The 24,565-nt window shown below is 50.9% G+C and carries 23 protein-coding genes; 18 read left to right on the top strand and 5 right to left on the bottom strand.

Annotated features, from left to right (window positions below):
- Positions 1–41: 41 nt before the first annotated feature.
- The 5 genes from B6A39_RS12940 (at position 42) to rloA3 (ending at position 4,075) form a co-directional block, all read left to right on the top strand.
- Positions 42–218, top strand: a complete 177-nt coding sequence (locus B6A39_RS12940; RefSeq protein ID WP_198036716.1) for a DUF2256 domain-containing protein — start codon at positions 42–44, stop codon at positions 216–218.
- Positions 202–1,623, top strand: a complete 1,422-nt coding sequence (locus B6A39_RS12935) for a DASH family cryptochrome (protein ID WP_083006343.1) — start codon at positions 202–204, stop codon at positions 1,621–1,623. Before B6A39_RS12940 ends, B6A39_RS12935 begins: the two co-directional genes overlap by 17 nt.
- A gap of 49 nt (positions 1,624–1,672) precedes the next feature.
- Complete coding sequence (locus B6A39_RS12930; protein ID WP_083006341.1) at positions 1,673–2,119, top strand: DUF3429 domain-containing protein; 447 nt, start codon at positions 1,673–1,675, stop codon at positions 2,117–2,119.
- A gap of 68 nt (positions 2,120–2,187) precedes the next feature.
- The gene (locus tag B6A39_RS12925) at positions 2,188–3,444 is read left to right on the top strand and encodes a lytic murein transglycosylase (RefSeq protein ID WP_156886230.1); all 1,257 of its coding nucleotides are present in this window, start codon (positions 2,188–2,190) and stop codon (positions 3,442–3,444) included.
- Positions 3,445–3,520: 76 nt separating this feature from the next.
- Positions 3,521–4,075, top strand: coding sequence for a retropepsin-like aspartic peptidase RloA3 (rloA3, locus tag B6A39_RS12920; protein ID WP_083006339.1), 555 nt, complete (start codon positions 3,521–3,523; stop codon positions 4,073–4,075).
- A 56-nt stretch (positions 4,076–4,131) separates the two neighbouring features.
- On the opposite strand, the gene B6A39_RS12915 is transcribed toward rloA3, so the two are convergent.
- Positions 4,132–4,842 (bottom strand): 16S rRNA (uracil(1498)-N(3))-methyltransferase, encoded by a 711-nt coding sequence (locus B6A39_RS12915; RefSeq protein WP_083006337.1) that lies wholly within the window; start codon positions 4,840–4,842, stop codon positions 4,132–4,134.
- A gap of 134 nt (positions 4,843–4,976) precedes the next feature.
- On the opposite strand from B6A39_RS12915, the gene phaR reads away from it, so the two are divergent.
- From phaR to B6A39_RS12890, 5 genes are all read left to right on the top strand, one after another.
- The gene (gene phaR / locus B6A39_RS12910; protein WP_083006335.1) at positions 4,977–5,450 is read left to right on the top strand and encodes a polyhydroxyalkanoate synthesis repressor PhaR; all 474 of its coding nucleotides are present in this window, start codon (positions 4,977–4,979) and stop codon (positions 5,448–5,450) included.
- 96 nt (positions 5,451–5,546) lie between these two features.
- The gene (gene purD, locus B6A39_RS12905; protein WP_083006333.1) at positions 5,547–6,833 is read left to right on the top strand and encodes a phosphoribosylamine--glycine ligase; all 1,287 of its coding nucleotides are present in this window, start codon (positions 5,547–5,549) and stop codon (positions 6,831–6,833) included.
- Positions 6,834–6,885: 52 nt separating this feature from the next.
- Positions 6,886–7,338 carry an acyl-CoA thioesterase gene (locus tag B6A39_RS12900; RefSeq protein WP_083006331.1) on the top strand — a complete coding sequence of 151 codons (453 nt, stop codon included), beginning with the start codon at positions 6,886–6,888 and terminating at the stop codon, positions 7,336–7,338.
- Positions 7,338–8,210: a phosphoribulokinase gene (locus B6A39_RS12895; protein WP_038476906.1), complete on the top strand. Its 873-nt coding sequence runs from the start codon at positions 7,338–7,340 to the stop codon at positions 8,208–8,210. The genes B6A39_RS12900 and B6A39_RS12895 overlap by 1 nt, the downstream gene beginning before the upstream one ends.
- Positions 8,211–8,265: 55 nt before the next feature.
- On the top strand, positions 8,266–8,607 hold the full coding sequence (locus tag B6A39_RS12890) for a histidine triad nucleotide-binding protein (RefSeq protein ID WP_083006328.1): 342 nt from the start codon (positions 8,266–8,268) through the stop codon (positions 8,605–8,607).
- 102 nt (positions 8,608–8,709) lie between these two features.
- Here B6A39_RS12890 and ettA read toward each other — a convergent pair whose 3' ends face one another.
- The 4 genes from ettA to B6A39_RS12870 all read right to left on the bottom strand — a co-directional run bounded on the left by ettA (position 8,710) and on the right by B6A39_RS12870 (position 12,893).
- The gene (gene ettA / locus B6A39_RS12885) at positions 8,710–10,371 is read right to left on the bottom strand and encodes an energy-dependent translational throttle protein EttA (RefSeq protein ID WP_083006326.1); all 1,662 of its coding nucleotides are present in this window, start codon (positions 10,369–10,371) and stop codon (positions 8,710–8,712) included.
- Between the two features lie 220 nt (positions 10,372–10,591).
- Positions 10,592–10,804: a PA3496 family putative envelope integrity protein gene (locus tag B6A39_RS12880; protein WP_038476896.1), complete on the bottom strand. Its 213-nt coding sequence runs from the start codon at positions 10,802–10,804 to the stop codon at positions 10,592–10,594.
- 164 nt (positions 10,805–10,968) lie between these two features.
- On the bottom strand, positions 10,969–11,406 hold the full coding sequence (locus B6A39_RS12875; RefSeq protein ID WP_083006324.1) for a PAS domain S-box protein: 438 nt from the start codon (positions 11,404–11,406) through the stop codon (positions 10,969–10,971).
- A gap of 173 nt (positions 11,407–11,579) precedes the next feature.
- Positions 11,580–12,893 (bottom strand): MFS transporter, encoded by a 1,314-nt coding sequence (locus tag B6A39_RS12870; RefSeq protein ID WP_083006322.1) that lies wholly within the window; start codon positions 12,891–12,893, stop codon positions 11,580–11,582.
- A gap of 81 nt (positions 12,894–12,974) precedes the next feature.
- Between B6A39_RS12870 and B6A39_RS12865 the strand changes: the two genes are divergently transcribed.
- The 8 genes from B6A39_RS12865 (at position 12,975) to B6A39_RS12830 (ending at position 24,563) form a co-directional block, all read left to right on the top strand.
- A complete protein-coding gene (locus B6A39_RS12865; protein ID WP_083006320.1) occupies positions 12,975–13,244 on the top strand; it encodes a SelT/SelW/SelH family protein in 270 nt (89 codons plus the stop codon).
- On the top strand, positions 13,241–14,116 hold the full coding sequence (locus B6A39_RS12860) for a DMT family transporter (RefSeq protein WP_083006318.1): 876 nt from the start codon (positions 13,241–13,243) through the stop codon (positions 14,114–14,116). The genes B6A39_RS12865 and B6A39_RS12860 overlap by 4 nt, the downstream gene beginning before the upstream one ends.
- Before the next feature lie 321 nt (positions 14,117–14,437).
- A complete protein-coding gene (locus B6A39_RS12855; RefSeq protein WP_083006316.1) occupies positions 14,438–15,904 on the top strand; it encodes a TolC family outer membrane protein in 1,467 nt (488 codons plus the stop codon).
- Positions 15,905–16,008: 104 nt separating this feature from the next.
- Positions 16,009–18,186 (top strand): type I secretion system permease/ATPase, encoded by a 2,178-nt coding sequence (locus B6A39_RS12850; protein WP_083006314.1) that lies wholly within the window; start codon positions 16,009–16,011, stop codon positions 18,184–18,186.
- Entirely contained in the window at positions 18,186–19,616 is a 1,431-nt protein-coding gene (locus B6A39_RS12845; RefSeq protein ID WP_083006312.1) for an HlyD family type I secretion periplasmic adaptor subunit, read from the top strand. Before B6A39_RS12850 ends, B6A39_RS12845 begins: the two co-directional genes overlap by 1 nt.
- Positions 19,616–20,248 (top strand): response regulator transcription factor, encoded by a 633-nt coding sequence (locus B6A39_RS12840; RefSeq protein WP_083006310.1) that lies wholly within the window; start codon positions 19,616–19,618, stop codon positions 20,246–20,248. The genes B6A39_RS12845 and B6A39_RS12840 overlap by 1 nt, the downstream gene beginning before the upstream one ends.
- Before the next feature lie 96 nt (positions 20,249–20,344).
- Positions 20,345–23,545, top strand: a complete 3,201-nt coding sequence (locus B6A39_RS12835; protein WP_083006308.1) for a UDP-N-acetylmuramoyl-tripeptide--D-alanyl-D-alanine ligase — start codon at positions 20,345–20,347, stop codon at positions 23,543–23,545.
- A 52-nt stretch (positions 23,546–23,597) separates the two neighbouring features.
- Positions 23,598–24,563, top strand: coding sequence for a hypothetical protein (locus B6A39_RS12830; RefSeq protein WP_232318707.1), 966 nt, complete (start codon positions 23,598–23,600; stop codon positions 24,561–24,563).
- The last annotated feature ends 2 nt before the right edge of the window (positions 24,564–24,565 follow it).

Raw genomic sequence — 24,565 nt, 5'->3', positions numbered from 1 at the left:
TGACGTGTGGCGTGTAAGTGTTAGGCAGCGAGATGGAGTCTATGCAACGTAAACAGGATTTACCGCAAAAAGACTGTGTTCAATGCCAGCGTCCTTTTACTTGGCGGAAAAAGTGGGCGCGCTGCTGGGATGAAGTGCGCTATTGCAGCGAACGCTGCCGTCGCGAAGCCAAGCAGTCCAGCGCACCAGGGAGGCAAATACATGAGCGGCACGACTGATATTGTATGGCTTCAGGATAATTTGCGGATAGCTGATAACCCTTTGTTACATTTTGACTCCCCTCCTGAAGAGTTGCTTTGTCTCTATGTACTAGACCAACGATGGTTCGAAAGCTCGATTACCGATGATGTTTCTCCTAGGCTGGGTCCTGCTCGGCTACGCTTTTTATGGCAAAGTTTGATGGAGCTTCGTGGCGAACTGCTTCAGCGTGGCAGTGATTTGTTAGTTCGCATCGGTGATCCTGCCAGGATCGTGCTAGAGACTGTTGCCATGCTCGGTGCAAGAGAAGTGCGTGTAGCAGCGCATTCCGGGTATGAAGAGTCACAGCATATTGCTCGGGTCGTTGAACAGCTCCCATCGGCCTGTCAGTTATTTTGTGCTGATAGCGGTTATTTAATGGCCGAAGACGAGCTTCCCTTTGCGCTGAGTGAGTTGCCACCCAGCTTTTCGGCATTTCGGCGACGTGTTGAAAAGCATTGTACGTTTTTAGCGCCCCTGCCTGCGCCAGTGACACTACCACCCTGGCCAGAATCTGCTCCTCGAGGGTTCCCCCCCCTTAAAGCAGTATGCAAAGAGAGTGCCGGTTGGCAGCCCGACAAGCGACAGGGCTTTGTGTTTGTGGGAGGGGAGTCGGCAGCTAGCGATCGTTTTCAGCAATATCTTTGGAGGCAAAACGGAGCGGAGTCTTATAAGAAAACCCGGAATGGTTTGCTGGGCGCCAATTTTTCCACACGTTTTTCCCCTTGGCTGGCACGTGGCTGCTTATCTGCACGCCAAGTCTGCCAAGAAGTAAAAAACTGGGAGGCCATCCACGGGAGCTGTGAATCAAGTTATTGGATTATTTTCGAATTAATGTGGCGAGATTATTTCCATCGAGCGGCTCAACTGGAAGGTGCTGCATTATTTGGTCATGAAGAGTTACCGCCCGCTAACAGTGCTTTTGATGCGTGGCGCAACGCTACAACCGGCGTGCCATTTATAGACGCTGCCATGCTAGAACTGAAAGTTACCGGGTGGATATCTAATCGAGCACGCCAAAATGTCGCCAGTTTTCTAGTTAAAGATCTAAACGTCGATTGGCGCCTTGGTGCATCGTGGTTTGAGCGCTGCCTGATTGATTACGATGTGGCGAGTAACTGGGGCAACTGGCGTTATATTGCCGGTGTTGGTCGTGATCCCCGCCAAGACCGTTACTTTAATGTGCTGAAGCAAGCAGGGCATTATGATCCAAACGGGCTTTACGTTGCCTATTGGCTGCCTGAGCTGGATTCGCTTCCGTTAGGAATGGAGCGACACCAACCCTGGCGAGTAGCGTCTTCTAAGTTTGATGCTCCTTGCGTAGAGCCCGCTGAGTGGGAGCGTTGGTTAGTGGCTAAAACAGAGCTTCAAGAAACGGATGAGTAAGATTTCACTCAAACACGGACGATAGAGCCCAAAAGATAGGTTGTGCAATATGAGTGAGATAAGTAGTGACCGCCGCGTTGCTTGGTTTCTAGGCCTTGCGGGTTTAGTACCCTTTATTGCTGGAGGGCTCCTAGCCTGGTGGGCACCCCCTGTATGGCAGGTAACGGCGGTATACGCCTTTAGCTATTACAGTGCAGTTATTCTGTCTTTTTTGGGTGGCGTTCATTGGGGGAGTGCTCTTCAAGTGCCTCGCCCAGGTAATACCCGACGTTTGATCATTGCAATGGTGCCCAGCTTAATCGCTTGGCCTGCGTTAATGTTCAACGTCATGACTGGGCTATGGGTATTACTGGCAGGATTTGTTCTAATCGGTGGCTACGATCTCAGTCGTGATGGCCGAGAAGGATTTCCACGTTGGTATCTTAAGCTTCGTTGTGTACTGACTGGCGTCGTGGTGGTGTTTCATCTGATTGTTTTGCTGCGGCTAGGTAGGTAGGGCTAGTATCTAAGCTATTTCTGAGCCATTATCGGACGCACGCCAAGGATTGCCAAGAGATTAATGCTATGTCTTTGAAAGTTAAAGGTTCAGTGAGTATTCGCCCTGCATTGTATTTATCGTTTGCACTCGCAGCAGGCAGTGGGGCATTAAGCACTAATGCAGTCGCTAATCAGCAACTGATGAGCGAGGTGGATGCACAGGCGTCAGAACAAGTTAGCTATGCCAACTTTAACCAGTGGTTGGCTGATTTTCGCCGCTATGCTGCTCAGCAGGGTATCAGTGAGGCAACCCTTGCCTCTGCTTTCGATGGTCTTCGCTATCGTGAACGCGTCATTGAGCTTGATCAGTATCAGCCAGAGTTTGTTCGTCCCATTTGGCAATACCTTGATACAGCGGTTTCCAGCACCCGGATTAATAACGGTCTAGAGAAGCTTGCGGCTCACCGCGATACCGCGCAACAAATGCAGCAACGTTATGGAGTTCCTGCGGAAATCATCGTCGCAATTTGGGGTATCGAAAGTAACTACGGCAGTAATTTTGGTGATTTCTCGACACTTGAGTCACTCGCAACACTTGCCTACGACGGTCGTCGGCGTGATTTTGCACGGGGTGAACTGTTAGCTGCGTTGCGTATTATCGATCAGGGCGATATTGCCGCCGAGCAAATGAAAGGCTCCTGGGCTGGTGCCATGGGGCATACGCAGTTTATACCCAGTAGTTTTGAAGCATATGCAGTTGATGGTGATAATGACGGCCGTCGAGATATTTGGGGCAGTATTCCTGATGTCATGGCTTCTACGGCTAACTATCTGGCGAGGGCAGGTTGGCAGGCCGGCCAGCCTTGGGGCGTTGAAGTCCGTTTGCCTGATTCCTTCGATTACTCACAAACGCAACGTCGCAGCAGTGCTGAGTGGGCGGCACAAGGGGTGCGCTCATTGAGTGGTGAACTCCCCTCATTCGATAGCGCTGCGGTAATTGTGCCAGCAGGAGCAAATGGCCCAGCATTTTTGGTAGGGCCTAATTTTCGGGCAATTTTGCGCTATAACAACGCAACTAGTTATGCGCTAGCCGTGTCTACTTTGGCGGATGCTATTGCTGGACGTGACGGAATTGCCCAATCCTGGCCCAGAGATCAGGCACCACTGACGCGTGATGATGTTCGTACCCTGCAGCAACGCCTAAATAATGCTGGATATACGGTGGGTACTGCGGACGGTATTATGGGGCCTAATACGCGTGAGGGCTTACGTGCCTTCCAGCGTGACCAAGGGTTGACGCCTGATGGTTTTGCCACTCAGGCGTTGTTAGAACGGCTGCGTTAATGTTTCGTTTCGATGAGTCTCTTTAGCTAGTCGAATGTCTCACGTTAGGCAAACTTCTCACCAAGGACGAAATGAAATGGGAAAAACTTTTTTAGGTGTGCTGGCTGCCAGTGCAGTGCTCAGTACATTGTCAGTGAGTACGGCAATCCAGGCAGATGAGAAAGTCTTTGGCTGGGTTGAAAATGCATCAATTGAGCCATGGGGTATCGCTGTAAAAGCGAAGCTAGACAGCGGTGCGCTAACCTCTTCATTAGATGCTCGTGACATTGAGATGTTCGAGAAAGACGGCGAGGAGTGGGTTCGCTTCCGCCTGAAACTCGAGGATCAGGAAAACGGTGAAACGTTTAGCGATCAGATTGAGCGTCCCCTCTACCGAGAGCAAAAGGTGCGTGGCGCCGGTGGTCGTGATGAGCGTCCGGTGGTGCTAATGGACGTTTGCATGGGTAATTCGGTATATGAAGAGCAGTTTAGTCTGCGAGATCGTGAAGAGATGATTTACCCACTGCTCTTGGGGCGTCGCACAATTAGCCACCTAGGGTTATTAGATGTGCGCGATACCTTCCTTCAAGACCCTGAATGCGGGGAAGATTCGGCCTATGTTCCCCACGATCCAGAAGATGAACAGTCCTGATCAGGCCTCTCTGAGTATATCAGTCTCGTTATGCTGCATACGGGTCTAATCAGCGATTAAAAAAGTCGTGATAAAAGTGCAGTGACGGCAGTTTCTACCCGTAAAATGCGAGGGCCTAGGTGCATGCCCTCGCATCCTGCCTCAAGGAGTTTTTCAACTTCCCAGGGAATAAATCCGCCTTCCGGTCCAACAAGAAGAAGTATTTTTCCGTCAATATTCCGCGGGCAGGCATTTGGCATGCCAGGGTGTGCCATCAAACCACGCCGTTCTTTTAGCAGTTCAGGCAGTTGTTCTTCTAGAAAAGGGCGAAAGCCTTTGCACATTGTCACAGTAGGCAATTGTGTGTCCCGCGCTTGTTCCAGACCTAGAACTAAGTGGTGATGAATTTTCTCTGTACGGAGTTCTGGGGACTGCCAGTAGCTTTTTTCCACTCGCTTGGTATGAAGCAGTGTAATATTTTTTACGCCAAGGGCAGTGACATGCTCTAAGGTACGTGCCAGCATTCTGGGCCGAGGAAGCGCCAGTACTAAGTGTACTGGTAGGGGCGGCGGGGGAGACTCATTCAGGTTGTCTAGCGTAAAGGTTGCCTGAGTATCGTGCAGTTCAGTTAGCTGCGCTTTCCCCATCTTGCCACCCTGTAGGCCGACTGTGTAGTCGTCCCCTACACAAGCGCGGTGCACCTCGCGTAAATGGGTGATACGTCGTGCGTCAGTAAGGTAAGCGTTAGCTCCCTTCACTTCGCTCGGATCAAGCAGAATAAGATTCATGATTGTCGTCTATTGGTCATAAGGAAGACACGCCTAACGTTACTAATCCGTTAAGCTGGCTTGCATAGGCGCATGTTGCAGGCACAATAGCAGCAACGGCGACAAAGCCTCTACCGCGTTTAAGGAGATGCGCTGTGCGCGTAATTCGCAAATATGCCAATCGTAGGTTATACGATACTCAACAAAGTCGTTACGTTACGCTTGAGGATCTGCGGCGTTTAATTATCGAAGAAGAACCCTTCCGCGTCGAGGATGCAAAAAGTGGTGAAGACCTTACGCGGACCATTTTGCTGTCGATCATTATCGAGCAAGAGCAGGCTGATAGTGAAGCCGAGGTTTTCTCGAATGATTTGCTTGCCCAACTGATTCGTGTGTACGACATGTCATCGCCTTTACCGTTAGCACGTTATTTAGAACAAGGTACCCAGCTTATGCTGGAGCAGCAAAAGCGCATGCAGAGTCAGTGGCAACAAGCGATACGCCACTCCCCCATGGAATTTATGCGCGAGTTGGCCGAAGAAAATATGCGTTTTTGGCAAAAAACGCTTAACCAACCTAATCAGCCTAATCAAACAGATGATGACGACACGCCAGATAAAAGCTCCTGACGCCGCTGGTTGAGTCGTTGTGGCATAATACGCCGATTAACGTAGTTACGCTCTCAGCTAATCTCAGCTAGGCACTCCCGTTTGAGAAGGATGATAATGAACGTTTTAATGATAGGTGGCGGTGGTCGCGAGCATGCATTGGCGTGGAAACTAGCGCAGTCTAGTGACGTCGAACAGGTGTTCGTAGCGCCTGGTAATGCAGGTACTGCCACTGAGCCTAAATTGACCAACGTAGCTATTGAAGCAACTGATTTGGACGCGTTGGTAGCATTTGCCCAGCGCGAGCAAGTAGCGCTAACAGTGGTAGGGCCAGAAGCGCCGTTAGTTGAAGGGGTGGTAGATCGTTTTCAAGCGGCTGGCCTGACAATTTTTGGTCCTTCACAGCGTGCCGCACAGTTGGAAGGCTCTAAGTCGTTCACCAAAGACTTTTTGGCACGTCACCAGATTCCTTCTGCCGCGTATCAAACCTTTACGGCGGTAGAGCCGGCCTTGGCTTACTTAACCGAGATGGGCGCGCCCATTGTCATCAAAGCTGACGGCTTGGCGGCGGGTAAGGGTGTCATTGTCGCGATGAGCGAAGCCGAAGCTGAAGCGGCTATTCGCGATATGTTAGAGGCGAATGCATTTGGCGATGCAGGTGCGCGCGTTGTTATCGAAGAATTTCTGGAAGGCGAAGAAGCTAGCTTTATCGTTATGGTGGATGGTGAGAATGTGGTGCCCATGGCCACTAGCCAAGACCACAAACGTGCTTATGACGGCGATACTGGCCCCAATACGGGCGGCATGGGAGCTTATTCCCCAGCCCCGGTGGTAACGCCGGAGGTCGACGCGCGTATTATGGAGCAGGTTATTCTTCCTACCGTGCGCGGCATGGCTGAAGAGGGTAATGCATATACCGGCTTTTTATATGCGGGCCTAATGATTGACGCTGAAGGCAATCCGAAGGTTATTGAATATAATTGCCGTTTTGGTGACCCTGAAACTCAGCCGATCTTGATGCGGTTAACGTCAGATTTAGCCGCGCTTTGCTTAGCAGGCGCTAAGGGTGAGCTTGCCGATAAGCAGTGTGAGTGGGATTCCCGCGCAGCCGTGGGTGTTGTGATGGCGGCCGGTGGCTATCCCGGCAGTTACCGCAAAGGCGATGTTATTCACGGTTTGGAACAAGCAGGCCTGGCGCAGTGCAAAGTATTTCATGCAGGCACTACTCAGGCTGCTGACGGCAGTATCTTAACAGCAGGTGGGCGAGTGCTGTGTGTAACCGCATTAGGCAACACGGTATCGGCTGCTCAACAGCAAGCATATCAGGGTGTCAAAGCGATTCACTGGGAGGGCGCTGAGTTCCGCCGTGATATCGCTTTCCGTGCTATCGCCCGGGAAAAATAGCGATCAGCGATGATACCGCTGGCGCTAAACCACCACCGACAAGGAGCTAGGCATGGAGCGTGTCACGCTGGATTTCCCCTCGGCAGCGATTATTCATCGGCATCCTTTAACGGTGCGCGTCACGGATATGAATTACGGCCGCCACCTGGGACATGATGCTTTGGTATCGCTGCTACATGAAGCCCGCGTGCATGCGTTCGCTGCGCTAGGTTTGCCTGAGTGGGATATGAAAGGGTACCCGAGTGTTGTTGTCGACTTGGCGGTTCAGTATCAGAGCGAAGCGCGTTGGCCAGATGCTTTGGTAATTGAAACCGCTGTCCCTGAACCACAAGGCAAAGCGTTGACGGTTTATCACCGCATTTGTCATGCAGAAACCGAGAAGATGGTGGCAACTGCTCGGGTTAACCAGCTTCTTTTAGACCTTTCTTCAGGGCGGCCTGTCAAAGTGCCTGATGACGTTGTGCAGGCGATAGCTCGGGCGATAGCTCAGGAGAGAGGTGCTTAATGTCGCGGGAATATCCAATCATTGCCATCACAGGTTCTTCAGGTGCGGGTACCACCACGGTGCGTCGCAGCTTTGAGCGCATGTTTCTGCGTGAAGATGTTCACGCTGCCATGGTGGACGGCGATGCCTTTCACCGCTATACCCGTGATGATCTCCAGCGGATTTTTCGTGACGAGCCTGAGCGTAAAGATGAGCTTTCTCACTTTGCAGTAGAAGCCAATCTGCTTGATCGGTTGGAAGGGCTTTTTGTTGAGTACGGTGAGCATGGAGCGGGTACGTTCCGTCACTACATTCATGCAGAAGATAAGCAGAAAATTGAGGCAGGCTATCGGGTAGGGACGTTTACTGAGTGGCAGTCACTGCCTTGTGGTACTGATCTACTCTTTTACGAAGGTCTGCATGGCGGCTTGGTGACACAAGAGTATGATATTGCTCGTCACGTAGATTTATTAGTGGGTGTTGCGCCGACCATGAATCTTGAATGGATTCAAAAAATTGATCGTGATACCAAGCTGCGCGGATATTCCCAGGAAGCGGTCATCGATACCATATTAGGGCGCATGGATGATTACGTGCGCTACATACAGCCGCAGTTTTCCCGTACCCACATTAATTTCCAGCGTGTGCCCACTGTCGATACGTCGAATCCCTTTGAGGTTCAGGATATTCCGACCGATGCAGAATCGTTTGTAGTGATTCGCTTTAGAGATCCCTCAACGGTGGATTTTCCTTGGTTATTGGCGATGATAAAAGATTCATTTATGACACGTCCGCACACGTTAGTGGTGCCTGGCGCACGCATGTCGTTAGCGATGGAGCTGATCCTAGCTCCCCTGGTTCGCCACTTGCTTTCTCAGCGCCGTTTTCGCTAAGACTGTTTTCGCTCGTTAGTACGTTTTCGCCACTTACAAAAATGAAGGAGGCCGTATGGATTGCCTGTTTTGCAAAATCATAAACCGCGAAATTCCCGCAGATATCGTGTTTGAAGATGAGCATGTGCTCGCGTTCAATGATATTAGCCCTCAGGCGCCAACGCATCAGTTGATCATTCCTAAAAAGCATATTGCTACGCTTAACGATATTGCCCCTGAAGACCTAGCCTTGGTTGGGCGTTTGCAGCACACTGCCGCACAGCTGGCCAAGCAACAAGGCTTCTCGGAAGATGGATATCGTGTGGTGATGAATTGTAATGAAATGGGTGGTCAGACGGTTTATCACATTCATATGCATTTATTGGGAGGTCGGCAGTTTACTTGGCCGGCAGGCTGATAGCAGGTTCTATTTATTTTATAGCCCAACAAAAGCAAAAGCCCCTGTGCGTTTTTAGCGTACAAGGGGCTTTTTACGTACTAGCGGTATAGCAACAAATCGTTAGGCGTCGATGCGCTTATACTTCATCCGCTTAGGCGTGTCGTTACCCACGCGCTTTTTATGGTCTTCTTCATATTCGGTGTAGTTACCATCGAAGAAGACGACTTCAGAATCGCCTTCAAAGGCGAGGATGTGCGTAGCGATACGGTCTAAGAACCAGCGATCGTGAGAAATCACCATTGCGCAGCCTGGGAAGGCCAGTAGCGCTTCTTCCAGGGCGCGTAAGGTCTCGATGTCCAGATCGTTTGAAGGTTCATCTAACAGCAGTACGTTCGCGCCTTGTTTGAGCGTTTGGGCAAGCTGAAGGCGACCGCGTTCACCACCAGAAAGCTCATCTAGGCGCTTCTGTTGATCGTTGCCCTTAAAGTTAAAGCGGCCAACGTAGGCGCGCGAAGAAACTTCATAGCCGTTAATGTTTAGAATATCCTGTCCGTCAGAGACGGCTTCCCAAACAGTTTGTTTGTCGTCAAGCGCGTCGCGCAACTGCTCAACGTACGCAATATCAACAGTCTCACCAATCACTACTTCGCCAGCATCCGGCTGTTCTTGGCCGGTGATTAGCTTGAACAGTGTTGATTTACCAGCCCCGTTACCACCTACAATCCCTACAATCGCCCCCTGAGGAATGGTAAAGGAGAGATCCTGGTAGAGCAGTTTGTCATCAAATCGCTTGGTCACGTTATGAAACTCGATGACCTTATCACCCAGGCGCGGGCCAGGTGGAATATAGATCTCGTTCGTTTCATTACGTTTTTGGAAGTCGCCAGACTGCATCTCTTCAAAGCGATTAAGGCGCGCCTTGCTCTTTGCTTGGCGTCCTTTAGTGTTGCTGCGCACCCACTCAAGCTCTTGCTTGATAGCTTTCTGGCGCGATACTTCCTGTTTGGCTTCTTGATTCAGACGCTGTTCTTTCTGCTCCAGCCACTGAGAGTAGTTGCCTTCAAAAGGAATGCCTTGGCCGCGGTCAAGTTCCAGAATCCATCCGGCAACGTTGTCCAGGAAGTAACGGTCGTGGGTGATGGCCACGACAGTGCCGTTATAGTCGTGCAAGAAGCGCTCTAACCAAGCAACGGATTCAGCATCCAAGTGGTTGGTAGGCTCGTCGAGTAAGAGCATATCGGGGCTTGAAAGCAGCAGGCGGCACAGCGCTACACGGCGGCGCTCGCCCCCAGAAAGATTGCCTACTTTGGCATCCCAGGGCGGCAGACGCAGCGCTTCAGCAGCAACTTCCAGCTTACGCTCAAGGTTATGCGCATCGGCGGCTTCGATAATGTTTTCAAGGCGTGCTTGTTCGCTCGCTAGGGCATCAAAATCTGCATCAGGCTCGGCATACGCGGCATAAACCGCATCCAATTTTTCCTGAGCTTCTTTTATGGCGCCTAACGCCTCTTCTACCGTATCGCGGACGTTCTTTTCGTCATCAAGCTGTGGCTCCTGGGGAAGGTAGCCCACATTAATACCAGGCATCGGACGAGCTTCACCTTCAAACTCTTTATCGACACCGGCCATAATGCGTAGCAGTGTGGACTTACCGGAACCGTTCAAGCCAAGTACGCCAATTTTGGCGCCAGGGAAGAACGATAGCGAAATATCCTTGAGAATTTGCTTTTTGGGCGGCACAACTTTGCCAACCCGGTTCATGGTGAATACGTATTGCGCCATGGAAATCCGTTAGGTTGTTGGAGAAAAGAGTCGCAGCTGTGTGCTGGCGTAGGGCTAAGATGATAGTGCTCCGCGCGGGCAAAGGCCAGAAGCACAGAAGATAAGTCGTTTTGATACGTTGATCAGCAGCCTAGTGAAGGCTCCGTGCGCGACAATTACGGTGAGTAACTAGACATCGTAACTAAGCTGCTAATCAATGAAAGTGATTGAGGCGATCAGGTTATTCCTCTTCATCCCAATCATCTTCAATAGCGCGCTGCAAACGGCGCTCTTCAAGCCATGCTTCTACTTGGCGGCGGGCGCGAAGCGTATCTGCTTTGCTGGGTTTGCTTTTGCCGTAATGGTCATCGTTTACAGCGTCTAAGTTATCGAACTCATCGGCATCGATTGCATCACTGGTATAAGATTCACGATTTAAGGGGTCACGGCTCATGGTATGCCCTCCAACCCAAGCCGGCGCACCGGCATCACAACGGCCTCTTCTTTCAATCGATAGATGAAACAAGAAGCGCCTAGCGCTTTTATGCGCTTAGCCGCTATATACCGCCACTTAGGTTGAAGTTCAAGCCCCTGAGGCTACTTTATTGTCGTTTTTATTTATTCTGTCAGTTCTTGGCGCTTCTGAAGGGCGGCCAAGGCTTGCTGTGCTTCTACGCGTTCCGTCACATCTTTCTGTACGCCGATGTAGTACATCAAGTTATCAGCTTCGTCATAAACGGGTGTAATGGAGAGCTCGTTCCAGAACATGGTGCCGTCTTTGCGATAATTGCGCAGTACTTCACGAGAAGGGCGACCCTCTTTCAGCGCTTCGCGGATAGAGGTCAGCGCATCTTGGTCACGGTCTTCGTTTTGCAAAAAACGGCAGTCGCGATAAAGAATTTCATCTGCACTGTAGCCTGTGAGACGTTCGAATCCTTTGTTGACGTAGATAAGAATGTTTTCGTCGCCTTCTTGCTCTGCAACGACGATGCCATCCTCGGAAGCGTCAACAATGCGTTCGAGTAACTCAGGGCTGATCAAAGGAGATCGTTTCATCAATGGGTTCCTGTTGCTGCTCTCGTTCTTCCGTAGCTATGGCGCTGTCCATCAACGCGGAGCTAAGCGGCATTTCATATTGCTTAATAAAGGTAGAATAGCAAAAACCCAGCTAATCACCGCTAATTACCTACCATCATGGCGAGCGTTGTGATGCATTGCAATCGACAGCGCTATTCTGCCTCAGGTAATTGTTGGGCCGATAACATTGCACAGAGTGCTGTCCCAGCGAGTATTAACAACAGCGGAGCGCTACCAAGCCACTGAGCCAACCCACCGATTATCCCGCCTACCACCAGCATCAACACCCCTGTCAAGGTGTTAGATAGTGCCACATACAGCGCGCGATTCTCCTGCGTGGCAATGTCGACTAAGTAGGTTTTACGGCCTAGTCGTACGCCGTGATGAACGATAACCAGAAGGGCGTAAATAATCGCATAAGGCCAAACGCTTTCACTCCACTGGCTTGGGAACCATGCCAGGCTTGCGCCCAGCAGACAGCAAATGGCGGTCCCGGTGGCCGCATCTCTCATCACACGGCGACTCGATTGGTCTGCTCGCTTTCCCCATACAGGGCTTGCCACCATCGCAGCAATGCCTGATACCACTACCAGCAGGCCAAGGCCTCCTAAGTTAGTACCGCTTTGTTGTTGACCGAGTAGAGCTAAGTAGGGGAGTGCCAGTGCGCTGGAGAGAAGCAGGGCGCGAGCCAGATTGAAATTTAGAAAATTGCGATCTTCTTTGAGTAAAGAAAGCCCTAGCTTAATGCTGTCCCATGCATTTTCCCCGCCTTCCACAGCGCCGGGTACTTCCGCTATGCGCGCCGCACTCACGGCATTTAGTAGCCATCCTGCGGCGGCAACAACCAGTAAAATAGCGAGTGCTACGTTGCCGGGCTGGTCGCCAAACCACATCAGAACGCCGCCAGCTACCAGGGTTGCGGCGCCTGCTACGCTGCCACTCCATCCCATTAAGGTTCCACGGCGTCGCTTAGCGATGGTTTTACCCAACACATCTTTTGTTGCTATGGATGAGAGTCCTCTGGCCAGCGATAGCAACACCAGTGCACTTAGCACCATCGCGCCCCCTAAAGATCCGCTGCCCACGAGTGCCAGCAGTGCTAACGCTAATGCTGCCAATGCCTGTATCAACGCGCCTGCTACCCATACCCATTTACGCGTTGGTTTTAAGCGAATAAAGCCAGCCACAAACAGTTGTGGTAACAGGGCGCCTGCTTCGCGTATAGGTACCAGTAGGCCAACCATCCATACGGGGGCACCAATAATGCCCATTAACCAAGGCAATACCAAGCGGGCGCTGGAGACCTCGTCAGCGAGTTTATTGCCTAACGAGGCGCCAAGATGCAGAAAAAAGTTATGCGGTTGCTCATGGCATGCCTCATCGGGAATGTCATCGCACATTCGGCTGTCATCATCACCTGTCAGCCACTCGTACACACGGGTTTGAGAAACATGTTGCTTGGTCATTGCGTTCCCTTGGCAGTTGCTAATGTAAGGTGACAGAATGAAAAACAAGGATGCCACATTAAAACGTTTAGGAACCCCTGTATGTCACGCATTCAAATACGTTACTGCACGCAGTGCCAGTGGTTATTGCGCAGTGCTTGGTATGCTCAAGAACTGCTTTCAACCTTTGGTGAAAGCCTTGCAGAGGTTGCATTGTCTCCCTCTCATGGTGGCACCTTTGAAATATGGTGCGACGATGCATTGCTATGGGAAAGAAAGCGCGATGGTGGCTTTCCTGATATCAAAGCCCTAAAGCAACGCGTGCGGGATAAGATCGAGCCAGCTCGAGATTTAGGACATATCGACCGATGAGCCAAGATCGTCAAGCCGTGTTGTATGGTCTTGGAGCGGTGGCGCTATGGTCGACGGTTGCTACTGCGTTTAAGGTTGCTCTTGCCTGGATGAGTCCGCTTGAGTTGATGTGGCTCGCGGCCCTTGTGTCTTGGGCGTTCATGTTCGTGCTGGTAGTGAAGCAAGGGCATTTAACAGAAGCTCTTCGTCATGGCTGGCGTACTGCGGCCTGGGCTGGGTTGATGAATCCTGTTGCCTATTATCTGGTGCTGTTTGCCGCGTACGATAGGCTGCCTGGGCAAGAGGCAATGGCGCTCAACTATACTTGGGCGCTGGCAATGGCGCTTCTAGCGGTACCGATCCTAGGGCAACGGCTCACGCGAATGGATGTGGTTGCGGGGCTTATTGCCTACGCGGGGGTCTGGGTGATAGCTACCCGCGGCAACGTTTTCAATGTTGATTTCGCAGACCCGCTTGGCGTCGTTTTTGCACTTGTATCGACGCTGTTATGGGCGCTCTACTGGCTACTCAACGCACGGGATAAAAGAGCGCCCTTAATTGCGCAATGGCAAAATTTCAGCGTCGGTTTGCCTGTTTTAACGCTGTTATTGATAGCCGGGCCAGGGTTTAGTTGGCATGGCTGGCAAGCCTTAGGCGCAGGTGTCTACGTCGGCCTTTTCGAAATGGGAGTCGCTTTTATTCTTTGGCAGATGGCGGTGCGCAAGGTCTCGCGTACGGCCAAGGTGTCTAATCTGATCTTTCTTTCCCCACCTGTCTCGCTGCTGCTGCTCTACCTGGTTGTTAATGAACCATTGTTAGCATCCACGTTGGTAGGGTTGATGCTCATCCTTTCAGGGCTGGCGCTGCAGCAGCTGCAATCTTCGAAAGCCTAGTTCTATAGCTTGGCTCTTCTTAAAGCCTCGCTCTTAAAAAAATCAGCCCTTTGAAAGAGCAAAAAAATGCTTTGTAATGTTTTTTTAGGATTTTTATTGTAAAATTTTGTGACTCTTGGCTTCATAGTATTAGCTTTACAGCTAATGCTATTAAATTAAGCTAAGTAAATGCGCTAATTCGTATCACTGAGTCGTATCAATACTAATTAGTATGAGGTATTGACCAGAGGGCGAAGCAAGAGAGTCAAGGGTGCCCCAGGGTTGGTGGCGTTTAGCAGCTATTTCTTCAGCAGCGTAAATATTCATTAGGGATCTATGGCGATGAAAGACGGTATTAAAACGACACTAAAAACTTTGTTTTTACAGCGCGCTATTCGACCGCTTACGGTTACTACTCTGGCTTGTCTCCCTCTCTCTGCTTTGGCTCAGTCATTACCAGCGACGCTTTACGCGCCGGGTACCACCGATCTGTCGAGCACCATTCAGCAGGCTATCGTTACCAATCCACAGGTAAATGCATCCTGGGCCAATTTTAGTGCCTCTGGCAGTGATATCCGTGTTGCACAAGGCGGCTATTTGCCCTCGATCGATGTCAGTGCGGGTGTCGGCAGGCAAGATCAGCAAAATGATGGGCGTGGCAGCTACGACAGTGATTTTGCTGAGCTGACCTTAACCCAGATGGTTTTCGATGGCTTTGCAACTCGCAGTGAGGTTGAGCGCTTAGATCGTGCTCGCCTGGTCGCCTATTTCGAGCTTTTAGGCGTCAGTGAAGAAATAACGCTTGAGGCTTTTCGTACCTATCTGGATGTGTTGCGCTATCGTGAGTTGGTGCGTTTAGCGCAGGATAACTACCGTGAACATCAGCGGGTATTTGCTCAGATTGAAGAGCGTGCGCTTTCTGGTGCAGGGCGGGGTGTTGACCTTGAACAGATCAGTGGCCGCTTAGCATTAGCCGAATCAAACCTAATGTCGGAAGCGTCAAACCTTCACGATGTTACTGCTCGCTTCCAACGAATTGTTGGTGCGCTGCCAGCACAAAATATGGCGCCCGCGCCGTCTCTTGCCGCTGAACTTCCCGCAGATGTCAGCCAAGCCATTGAGCTGGCGTTTCAGGGGAATCCTGAGTTTCATGCGGCAATTGAGAATATCGCGGTGCAACGCGCTGAGCGTGAAGGTGCCCGCGCTGCCTTTATGCCTCGCCTAGATATTCAAGGACGTACCGGCACTAATAACCAAGACGATTCCGTGGGTGGTCGTCGTGATGAGCACAGTATTCAGCTCGTTGCGAGTATGAATCTTTACCGGGGTGGTTCTGACTATGCTGCCTTTAACGCGGCAACGACACGAATTGAAGAAGCTGATAGTCAGCGCGAAACAGCGTGTACCAATGTTAGACAAACAACACAAATCGCTTATAACGACACGCAGCGTCTCAACGAACAGTTGGAGTATTTAAACGAACACCGGCAGTCAATTGACCGTGTTCGTGGTGCTTATCAACAGCAATTCGATATTGGCCAGCGCACGCTTTTAGACGTGCTGGACAGTGAGAACGAGTATTTTGAAGCGAGTCGTGCCTATGCGAACGCGCAGTTTGACTTAACGCTGGCTCAAGCACGAACTCTGGCGTCGATGGGGCAGCTAATGCAAACCCTACAAGTAGCCCGTGATGATATTCCTAGTCTTGACGAGCTTGGCTATGAGGACGCTTCGTCTCGCGCAGAGATGGCGTGCGCCGTCGATGGGCCGCGTGGGTTCACCCTTGAAGATTTTACCAGTGGCATTTAATTGCTGATGAGCGGCGGCCGTAAGGTCGTCGCATTAGGCATGCCCACTGGTGAAGCTTCAGTGAATGTTTTTTCCGACGAATTCATTAGGATGATGAGGTCTCAGTGACGCAACGTAAGCTGGAAGTATCTCGGACTGACCGCAGCGATGGTCAGGAAGAACACGATGAGCTACTGGAGTGTTTAAAGGCAGTTGCTTCATATTATCAGCACGAAGTGTCATCCGAGGCCTTAAAAGCGGGCCTGCCTTTAGAGCAAGGAAAATTGATTCCTTCTGTCTTTGGGCGGGCAGCCTCGCGAGCTGGGCTTACTGCGCATATTGTGAAAAGTAAGCTCTCGGCGCTAAATCCTGCGCTGTTTCCGGCAATTTTATTGCTGGAACCAGGGCGTGCTTGTGTGTTGCTCGGGCTGGATCTCAAGCAGCAAAAAGCAAAAGTAATTTTTCCTGAGCTGTCTGAGGCTGATACGGAAATATCGCTAGAAGAGCTTCACGCGGGGTACAGCGGTGAAGCTATTTACGTGCGGCCAAAGTTTAGGGCCGACAGTACCTCTGAGCCTGGTGTTAAAAAACGCCGAGATCAGCACTGGTTTTGGGGCGTTATTCGTGAAAATCGACGCCTCTATCGCGACATCGTTCTTGGTTCAGTAGCGATCAACTTGTTTGCGCTGGCGATGCCGCTGTTTGTGTTGAACGTTTATGACCGTGTTGTCCCCAATCAGGCCACTGAAACGCTTTGGGTGCTAGCAATCGGTATTTTCATCGTGCTGTGTTTTGACTTGGCGCTGCGCTTAATGCGTAGCAGCTTTGTTGATTTGGCAGCCAGCCGGGCAGACGTAAAGCTTTCATCGTCGATTATGGCGAAAACGTTAGGCTTGCGTTTAGAAGAGCGGCCAGCGTCGACGGGGTCTTTTACCTCAACGCTTCAATCTTTCGAATCGGTGCGAGCATTTATTGGCTCTGCAACTATCCTTGGTATCGTCGATTTACCCTTTGTACTACTTTTCGCGGCCATCATTGCACTCATCAATCCTTGGCTTGTGTTACCTGTGCTCGTTGGTATCGTTTTCGTGCTGTTATATGCCCTTGCAGCACAAGGTAAGCTGCACGAGCTTTCACAAACGACCTGGGAAGTGGGGGCGCAGCGTAACGCCTTGTTGGTGGAATCTGTTTCCCAATTAGAAAACGTTAAGGCGTTGCGAGCAGAAAGCCGTATTCAACGCCACTGGGAAAAAGCATCCGCCTTTTTATCGAGAACCGGCGCTCAGCTAAAAATGGTGAGTACCTCGGTTTCAAGCGTTGCCCAGTGGGCTCAGCACAGCGTGGCCGTATGCGTCATTATCATCGGTGTCTATCAAATTATTGAAGGTAACTTGACTCAGGGCGGTTTGATTGCTGCCTACATGCTCTCTTCACGAGCAATGGCGCCCGTCAGTCAAGCGGCTGCTTTACTGGCTCAATATCATCAGTCGTCAACGGCCCTGGAGTCGTTAAATGGCGTAATGGCTAAAAGTGTGGAGCGTCATGAAGGCAAAGCGTATGTCGAAAAGCCCAACTTTACTGGCAGCATCCGCTTAGAGAAAGTCACCTTGCGCTATCCCAATGAAGAAAGAGAGGCATTGCGTGATGTCTCGATTTCTATCAAAGCCGGTGAAAAGGTCGCGTTACTCGGCCGTATTGGCTGTGGAAAATCATCGTTGAACAAACTGGTACTTGGTTTTTATCAGCCCACATCCGGCGCGGTGCTGGTGGATGGCGTTGATATTCGTCAGTTAGATCCTCTGCAACTTCGTCGTCATATTGGCTATGTGCCTCAGGACGTCAGCCTATTCGCTGGCACGCTGCGGGATAATATTGTCGCGGGTGGTGGAAACGACCGAGTTGATGATGAGGCGTTACTTCGGGCGATCGAAATTGCTGGCCTTGAATCACTGGTTAACAGCCATCCTAAAGGCGTTGATCTTGAGGTGGGTGAACGAGGGCAGGCGCTTTCAGGCGGGCAAAAACAAGCAGTAGCCATCGCAAGGGCCGTGGTCCAAGACCCACCAATATTGCTGCTTGATGAGCCAACCAGCTCAATGGATAACGCTAGTGAGGAAGCGTTTAAAGCGAATCTAACGAGTGTTGCGCCAGGAAAAACCATTCTAGTTGTTACTCATCGTACATCGCTGCTATCCCTCGTTGATCGCATCATTGTTATGGATGCTGGAAAAGTAGTGGCGGATGGTCCTCGCGATACGGTTGTAGAGGCATTGCGTAAAGGCCAGATCGGGAGGGCGTCATAATGGCGAAAAAAACCACCTCCACGAGTGAGCAAAAAGGCTTTGAGGCCATTGGCCGATTTTCTGAGAAAGGGAAGAAGCCGTTTCGTCCTTTTATGGACCGTCTCTTTGCTCGCCGTGTCACCTCTGCGCATCTTAATCGTGATTGGGCAAGCGACACTGATTGGGCGCGTATGCAGCAAGAGCCCATACGTGCGCGGCTATTTCTCTACACTGTTTTATTAACCATCATTGTGCTGGTGGTTTGGGCATCGGTTGCTGCCATCGACGAAGTAACCCGTGGTGCAGGGCGCGTTATTCCGGCAAGCCAATTGCAGCGCATCCAGTCGTTTGACGGCGGTGTGATAGAACAGATCATGGTGCGAGAAGGGCAGGTGGTCAGCGCTGGTGAAGTGTTAATGCAAATTGACCCAACGCGGTTTGTTTCTGATTTTCGCGAAAACCGTGCTCAGCGTTTTGCACTTGAAGCACGAGCAGAACGGCTGCGGGCGTTAGCCGCTGGAACAGCATTTGAGCCTTCTGAAGAGCTGCGTCAAGAAGTGCCTAGTATCGTGATGCAGGAACGAGAAGTGTATGAAAGCCGCCGCGAAGAGCTACGCGAACAAGAAAACGTGCTCAACGATCGTATTCGGCAACGTCGAGAGGAGCTTCGGGAAGCGCAGGCACGTCGTGATACGGCCCAGCGTGAAGCAAGTATGGCAGGGCAAGAGCTTAACCTAACGCGCCCACTACTCGCCTCAGGTGCTGTTTCAGAAGTGGAGGTATTGCGCTTACAGCGTGAAGTATCGCGTGCCACCGGTGAGCGCAATCAAGCTGCCGCTGCTGTTTCACGTCTGGAAGCGGGAGTAGAAGAAGCAGAGGGGCAGCTACTTGAGCTAGGTGCCGAACGTAGAAGTGAGTGGCGAAATGAGCTTGCTCAGACGTTAGGCGACTTAAATGCACTTCAGCAGTCAGGCACGGGGCTTCAGGACAGGGTGCGACTTACCGAAATACGCTCGCCTGTCGATGGTGTGATTCAGCGTATTCATATCAGTACGATTGGCGGGGTGGTCCAGCCAGGGCAAGAAGTATTGGATATCGTACCTAGCGATGATCAACTACTGGTTGAAGCCCGTATTGCTCCCCAAGATATTGCTTTTCTCCACCCTGGTCAGCCAGCAACGATTAAGCTCACTGCCTATGACTATGCTATTTACGGCGGTTTGCAGGCTGAGCTTGATCACATCAGCGCAGATACGATTACGGATGAAGAAGGTAATACCTTTTACTTGGTACGTGTTCGTAGTTTGCAAGATGAAAGCATTGCCGATCGGCTTCAGGTTATACCAGGGATGACGGCACAGGTAGATATTGTCACAGGCAAAAGAACGGTTATGCAGTTCTTACTAAAACCTGTTTTGAGGGCGTGGCGAGATTCCATGGGGGAGCGCTAATGAAACATTGGTTTGTAACAACGGATGGTAGCCTCAAGGCACGCTGGGAAAGTGCTTTTCCTGTAAGCACAGCCACCACGCCAGATAAAGTGTTGTACCAGATACAGTCAGGTGACGTGGTCTGGCTAACAACGATGGTCGAAAACTGGGATGAGTTGATTCCGACGATAGCCGCAAAAAAGGCAATTGTGGTGTTACTCAGCTATGCACCTAATGATCGCGAGGCATTGAAGGCGCTTGACCTTGGGGCGCGTGGCTACGTGCACACACTGGCGGCACCTGATGTGCTTAAGCAAGTGGCTCTTGTGGTGTCTAATCAAGGCGTATGGGTGGGCCAAGAGTTGCTTGCGAAAGTGATGGGCGGGACATTTAAGGCCCTGCAAAATCGTCAGAATGGTGAAAGTTATCAACACAGCGAATATTTGAACCTGCTCACGGAGCGCGAGCGGGGCGTAGCGTTAGCCGTTACACGTGGTGCAACCAACAAAGAAGTTGCTCGCCAATTAGATATTACTGAGCGCACGGTAAAAGCCCACTTAAGCGCCATATTTAAGAAGCTATCCGTTCGTGACCGCCTGCAGTTAATTCTGAAGTTAGCGCCCGTTGCTGAGAGTTTTTCAGAACGACTCTAATGATCATGCCTGAATGTAAGCGATGTATCGAAAGGTGTTAGCACGAAAACGCTAAACTTCAGGCTTTTGCATTAGCCCATATTTTTGAGCATTTGAATGCCCGATAATAAACGTTATTCACTGCCTAGCTCGCTTATACAACGTCAGCAGGGTGCTGGGAAAGCTATACAGGCTGCCCGACAGGTTGACTTAGCGCATGCTTTAGATGGTATCGGCGAAACGGTGATGCCTATGTGGTTGAACCGGCATGCGCAGCCAGCAGAGTTTGTTCAGCTAATGCTGATCTCTGTAAGCGATGGCTATGAGCGCGCTCAAGTTGCTTCTGTGCAGCTTGATTTGTGCGACTTACAGACAGGCAATTGGGCAGCCTTACTCCCCGCGTTGAAGCAGGCACTAGAACAGCTTGAGCGAAAGTTCCCACGTCCATTAGTGTGGTGTCGGTTGGAGTGGCCTTTTGCCGTGCGTGAATGGCAATGGCAAGCCCTAAAACAAGATATTAAGCGTTACAAGCGCAACTATTTCCGTAGTGGCTTAGCCTTTGTGGGCAAGAAGCTTCCTCGACTCTTGCTAACAGAGATGGAGCTTAACGCTAATGCCTGTTTGTATGCAGGCAATCAGGTGGCGCATGCTGATATTAATCAGGCTCACCTAGAGCGCTATATAAAAGCGCGTCATGGCTCAAGTCAGATGCCAGACTTTGCCGATAATATGCCAGCTTGGAGCTTTTCTACCGCTGGCGTATTTGTGGATGTTAGTGGCGAAAATGCTAACGTTTATGCCCTGGAGACTCAGCCGAGATGCTGGGGCAGGCGAGAAGCTCCTCCTCTAACAGCGGTATCCACAGGCGAGTTAATCGCACGTTCCACCCGCTTCTTAGGCAAACAAGTAAATGAAGATGGCCGCTATGTGTATGGCTATTTTCCCTGCTTTGATCGTCGTATTAACACCTACAACGTATTACGCCACGCCAGTAGTACCTATGCCTTATTGGAAGGCTATGAAGTCTGTGTGGAGCAAGGGCTTTTAAGTAATGAGCAGCTAGACATTTTACGCCAGCAGATTACTAGCGCGCTTTCGGGGTTATGTTCCAGGTTCGTTATTCATCGCCAAGGCGCTGCCTATGTGGTGGATGCAGGCGACATTATCAAGCTGGGAGCCAATGCGGTCGCTGTTCTTGCACTAGTGAAATATCACCAAGTCACGGGGGATGGTCGCTATGCTGATTTGGCGGATGCGCTGGCGCAGGGGATGACGAGAATGCAGGAAGCCGATGGTAGCTTTGTGCACGTGCTCAATGCTGCGGATTTATCGGTTAAGGAAAAAACACGGATCATTTATTACGATGGCGAAGCTGCTTTTGCCTTAATGCGGCTTTACGACCATACCGGAAATAACCGGTGGCTGGAGTGTGTGGTCAAAGCATTTGACTACTTTATTGCTAGTGGTCACGAAAATGCTCACGACCATTGGCTTGCGTATTGCTCTAATGAACTGGTGACGCATCGTCCAGAGCGCAAGTATTTTGCGTTTGCGGTGCGCAATATCACTGGTTATGTCGACTTTATTCACAAGCGGGCCACGACGTTTCCAACGTTGCTTGAACTATCAATGGCGTTTCACAAAACGCTGCTCAAGCTGGGGGCACGCCCTGATTTAGCCGATGTGTTAAACGGCTTTGATATCAATGCGTTTTACCGTGCGCTTCACGCCAGGGCGAATTACCTACTCAACGGTTTCTTCTGGCCGGAAGTCGCTATGTATTTTAAGGCCCCGGCGACCATCGTGGATGGCTTTTTTATTCGTCATCACAGTTTTCGCGTCAGGATAGACGATGTAGAGCACTACTTATCAGGGCTGGTGGCGTACCAGCAGATGCTGCGTGAGGCAAGCTATGCCAGTGTCAAGCCACGAGTAGGGAATCGGCTGGATGCCAAGGCCATCGCCTCAGCAACTGAGGGAGTATGGGCATCAGTGCCGCCTGATGATTGGCAGGCGATAGGACTATGCTGCTGGCCAAAATCTTTTCAACCTGGGCAGGTTGTTGTCGCTCGTAGCAAAGAAATGGATAAAGGTTTTTTGCCATTCGCCGCAGTCAAGTCTCTGGTAAGTAAAGGTGCTTCCGCTGTCATTTGTGATGATCGTGAGACATATCGTGATATCGGTGTGCCCGTGCTGCACGTAGCTGATGTGCGTGCAGCGACGTTGGCGATAGGTCAGTGGCAGCGCCGGAATTACGCTGGGCGTGTCATCGGTGTTACCGGCAGTGCAGGTAAAACAACGGCAGTAGCGATGCTAGCCCATGTGTTGAACTACACCGGTGCTGTCGGACAAACGCAAGGCAGTGCCAACTTACCGATAGGCATTGCTTGGAACATGGCTTCGATGCCACAAAAAGCACCGTACTGGGTGGTTGAAATGGCCATTGGCTCCATGGCCCAGAATACCGATCTTGCCCGCCCTGACATCGCCATTGTTACTAATATTGCTGCATCGCATCTGGTGTATCACCGATCTCTGGACGAAATTGCCCGAAAGAAATCGCTTATTTTTCAGGGTATGCCACCCAATGGGATCGCTATTCTCTACCGTGATATGCCTCACTATATTTATCTGGCTGAGCAGGCGAGGCGCTATCACCTACAGGTGGTCAGTTTCGGTGAACATCCTGACGCAGACATACGCATGCTTGAATTTGCAGGGAATAGCGGTCGCATTATGTGTGATGGCGTTGTGTATGAACTTGGCTTGAGTGCTGCTGGGCGACATATGCTGCTGAATGCGATGGCAGTATTAGCCGTGGCTAGGCAAGATAATTTACCTTTAGACATCGTCATATCCCGTTTGGCATCTTTTCAAGCGGTGGCAGGGCGGGGCGAGGTGCGGGCTATAGACTGCTACGGGATGCCAATCACTCTGTACGATGAAACGTACAATGCCAATCCTCTATCGATGCGTATGGCGTTGGAGGCCTTCTCCTCACTCCCTGTGGACGCCAATAAAAAGCTGTTGATTATTGGCGATATGCTAGAGCTAGGGGCAGAGTCAGAACGTTTGCACCAGGAGCTTGCCCCAATCCTTGCTGCGCAATCAGCTAGAAGCATACTGCTCTGTGGTAAGCACTGCCAAGCGTTGTTGCCGTTGCTGGGTGGAGAGGCTTCTGGCGTGTTTCACTTCGCCGATGTTGAGGCTCTTGAAGCTGCATTGCCTGACCATCTAGTGCCTCAAGATAGCGTGTTTGTTAAGGCGTCCCATGGCATCGGACTGCACGCACTTTTTTCTCAGCTACCTCATGATTAAACAGCTATCGTCATACCAGCGTGGGTGGGTTGCACTAATAATACTTTGCGCCATGATCGGCAAGTTAACGCCAGTGATTGCCCAGCCGACCCCGGAAGCAGGTGAGTGCCATTATCTACAGCGCGACAGATCGCTTGAGGTAGTGGCAAGTGAGCCGAACCAAACCGAGGGGATAGAGAAGCATATTCACTTCTTTGTCGAGGCAACTGATCAGAGCGTGCCGCTAAGCGCGACAAGACTTAATGACTTGAAAATACAGCTTGAAGCCGCCGATATACTCTATCGTGAAGTATTGGGGCTCACACCACCTTTACTTATGCCACGCTATCAGCGTGCAAATTTCATTATTGTGATGTTGCGTGCTGACCAAGTGCGCGGCGGGCAAGCGTATGATGAAGTGGTACGCAGCCCCGCAGTGTCTGATTGCCATATTCGCATGGCCCTAGGTGGTCAAGTGAATGCAGCAGAAAACTTAACCCCTGCACATGAGTTATTTCATCTGTATCAAAATGCACACATGATGTTCAAGCAAGGTTGGGTGCATGAAGGGTTAGCCCGCTGGTCAGAATCGCTACTTAGAGGGGATATACAAAAAGGGGATCCCTTACCTACTAGTGCCGAAGCGCTGGAAGTAGTAATGCAAGATAGCTACGGCGCCACAATCTTTTGGCAGAGACTGTTTTATCTGCTTGATCCTCAAGGCGACAGCTCTATCCCAAAGGCACTAAGAGAGATGCGCTATCACGATGGCAGCCAAGTAGTGGCAGTGAGTGAGCGTTATGGCAGCGCATTTCTACCGTTACTTTTCTCCTCGCTAAATGAAGCGGGGGAGGCACTGGCCCATCAAGAACAATGGCCCGTGTATGGTTGGGCAGAAGCAGAACAGCGTGACCTGCGGCACAATAGAGCCATCCTATCCGCAGTGCACCATGCTGTTTCCCTATATATGCCGATAACCGATCAACCTGACGAATTACGCACATTCATGCAACTTATTGAACCCATGATTGATCGATGAGC

The organism is Halomonas sp. GT (assembly GCF_002082565.1).
Taxonomy (GTDB): domain Bacteria; phylum Pseudomonadota; class Gammaproteobacteria; order Pseudomonadales; family Halomonadaceae; genus Vreelandella.
Note: the sequence above shows the minus strand (reverse complement) of the source record. Positions and strands in the feature narration are given on the sequence as shown.

What these genes read in the sequence shown, in the direction of transcription:
- B6A39_RS12940 (WP_198036716.1), top strand. Translation starts at nt 42, where the DNA reads ATGCAACGTAAACAGGATTTACCGCAAAAAGACTGTGTTCAATGCCAG.
- B6A39_RS12935 (WP_083006343.1), top strand. Translation starts at nt 202, where the DNA reads ATGAGCGGCACGACTGATATTGTATGGCTTCAGGATAATTTGCGGATA.
- B6A39_RS12930 (WP_083006341.1), top strand. Translation starts at nt 1,673, where the DNA reads ATGAGTGAGATAAGTAGTGACCGCCGCGTTGCTTGGTTTCTAGGCCTT.
- B6A39_RS12925 (WP_156886230.1), top strand. Translation starts at nt 2,188, where the DNA reads ATGTCTTTGAAAGTTAAAGGTTCAGTGAGTATTCGCCCTGCATTGTAT.
- rloA3 (WP_083006339.1), top strand. Translation starts at nt 3,521, where the DNA reads ATGGGAAAAACTTTTTTAGGTGTGCTGGCTGCCAGTGCAGTGCTCAGT.
- B6A39_RS12915 (WP_083006337.1), bottom strand. Translation starts at nt 4,842, where the DNA reads ATGAATCTTATTCTGCTTGATCCGAGCGAAGTGAAGGGAGCTAACGCT.
- purD (WP_083006333.1), top strand. Translation starts at nt 5,547, where the DNA reads ATGAACGTTTTAATGATAGGTGGCGGTGGTCGCGAGCATGCATTGGCG.
- B6A39_RS12900 (WP_083006331.1), top strand. Translation starts at nt 6,886, where the DNA reads ATGGAGCGTGTCACGCTGGATTTCCCCTCGGCAGCGATTATTCATCGG.
- B6A39_RS12895 (WP_038476906.1), top strand. Translation starts at nt 7,338, where the DNA reads ATGTCGCGGGAATATCCAATCATTGCCATCACAGGTTCTTCAGGTGCG.
- B6A39_RS12890 (WP_083006328.1), top strand. Translation starts at nt 8,266, where the DNA reads ATGGATTGCCTGTTTTGCAAAATCATAAACCGCGAAATTCCCGCAGAT.
- ettA (WP_083006326.1), bottom strand. Translation starts at nt 10,371, where the DNA reads ATGGCGCAATACGTATTCACCATGAACCGGGTTGGCAAAGTTGTGCCG.
- B6A39_RS12880 (WP_038476896.1), bottom strand. Translation starts at nt 10,804, where the DNA reads ATGAGCCGTGACCCCTTAAATCGTGAATCTTATACCAGTGATGCAATC.
- B6A39_RS12875 (WP_083006324.1), bottom strand. Translation starts at nt 11,406, where the DNA reads ATGAAACGATCTCCTTTGATCAGCCCTGAGTTACTCGAACGCATTGTT.
- B6A39_RS12870 (WP_083006322.1), bottom strand. Translation starts at nt 12,893, where the DNA reads ATGACCAAGCAACATGTTTCTCAAACCCGTGTGTACGAGTGGCTGACA.
- B6A39_RS12865 (WP_083006320.1), top strand. Translation starts at nt 12,975, where the DNA reads ATGTCACGCATTCAAATACGTTACTGCACGCAGTGCCAGTGGTTATTG.
- B6A39_RS12860 (WP_083006318.1), top strand. Translation starts at nt 13,241, where the DNA reads ATGAGCCAAGATCGTCAAGCCGTGTTGTATGGTCTTGGAGCGGTGGCG.
- B6A39_RS12855 (WP_083006316.1), top strand. Translation starts at nt 14,438, where the DNA reads ATGAAAGACGGTATTAAAACGACACTAAAAACTTTGTTTTTACAGCGC.
- B6A39_RS12845 (WP_083006312.1), top strand. Translation starts at nt 18,186, where the DNA reads ATGGCGAAAAAAACCACCTCCACGAGTGAGCAAAAAGGCTTTGAGGCC.
- B6A39_RS12840 (WP_083006310.1), top strand. Translation starts at nt 19,616, where the DNA reads ATGAAACATTGGTTTGTAACAACGGATGGTAGCCTCAAGGCACGCTGG.
- B6A39_RS12835 (WP_083006308.1), top strand. Translation starts at nt 20,345, where the DNA reads ATGCCCGATAATAAACGTTATTCACTGCCTAGCTCGCTTATACAACGT.
- B6A39_RS12830 (WP_232318707.1), top strand. Translation starts at nt 23,598, where the DNA reads ATGATCGGCAAGTTAACGCCAGTGATTGCCCAGCCGACCCCGGAAGCA.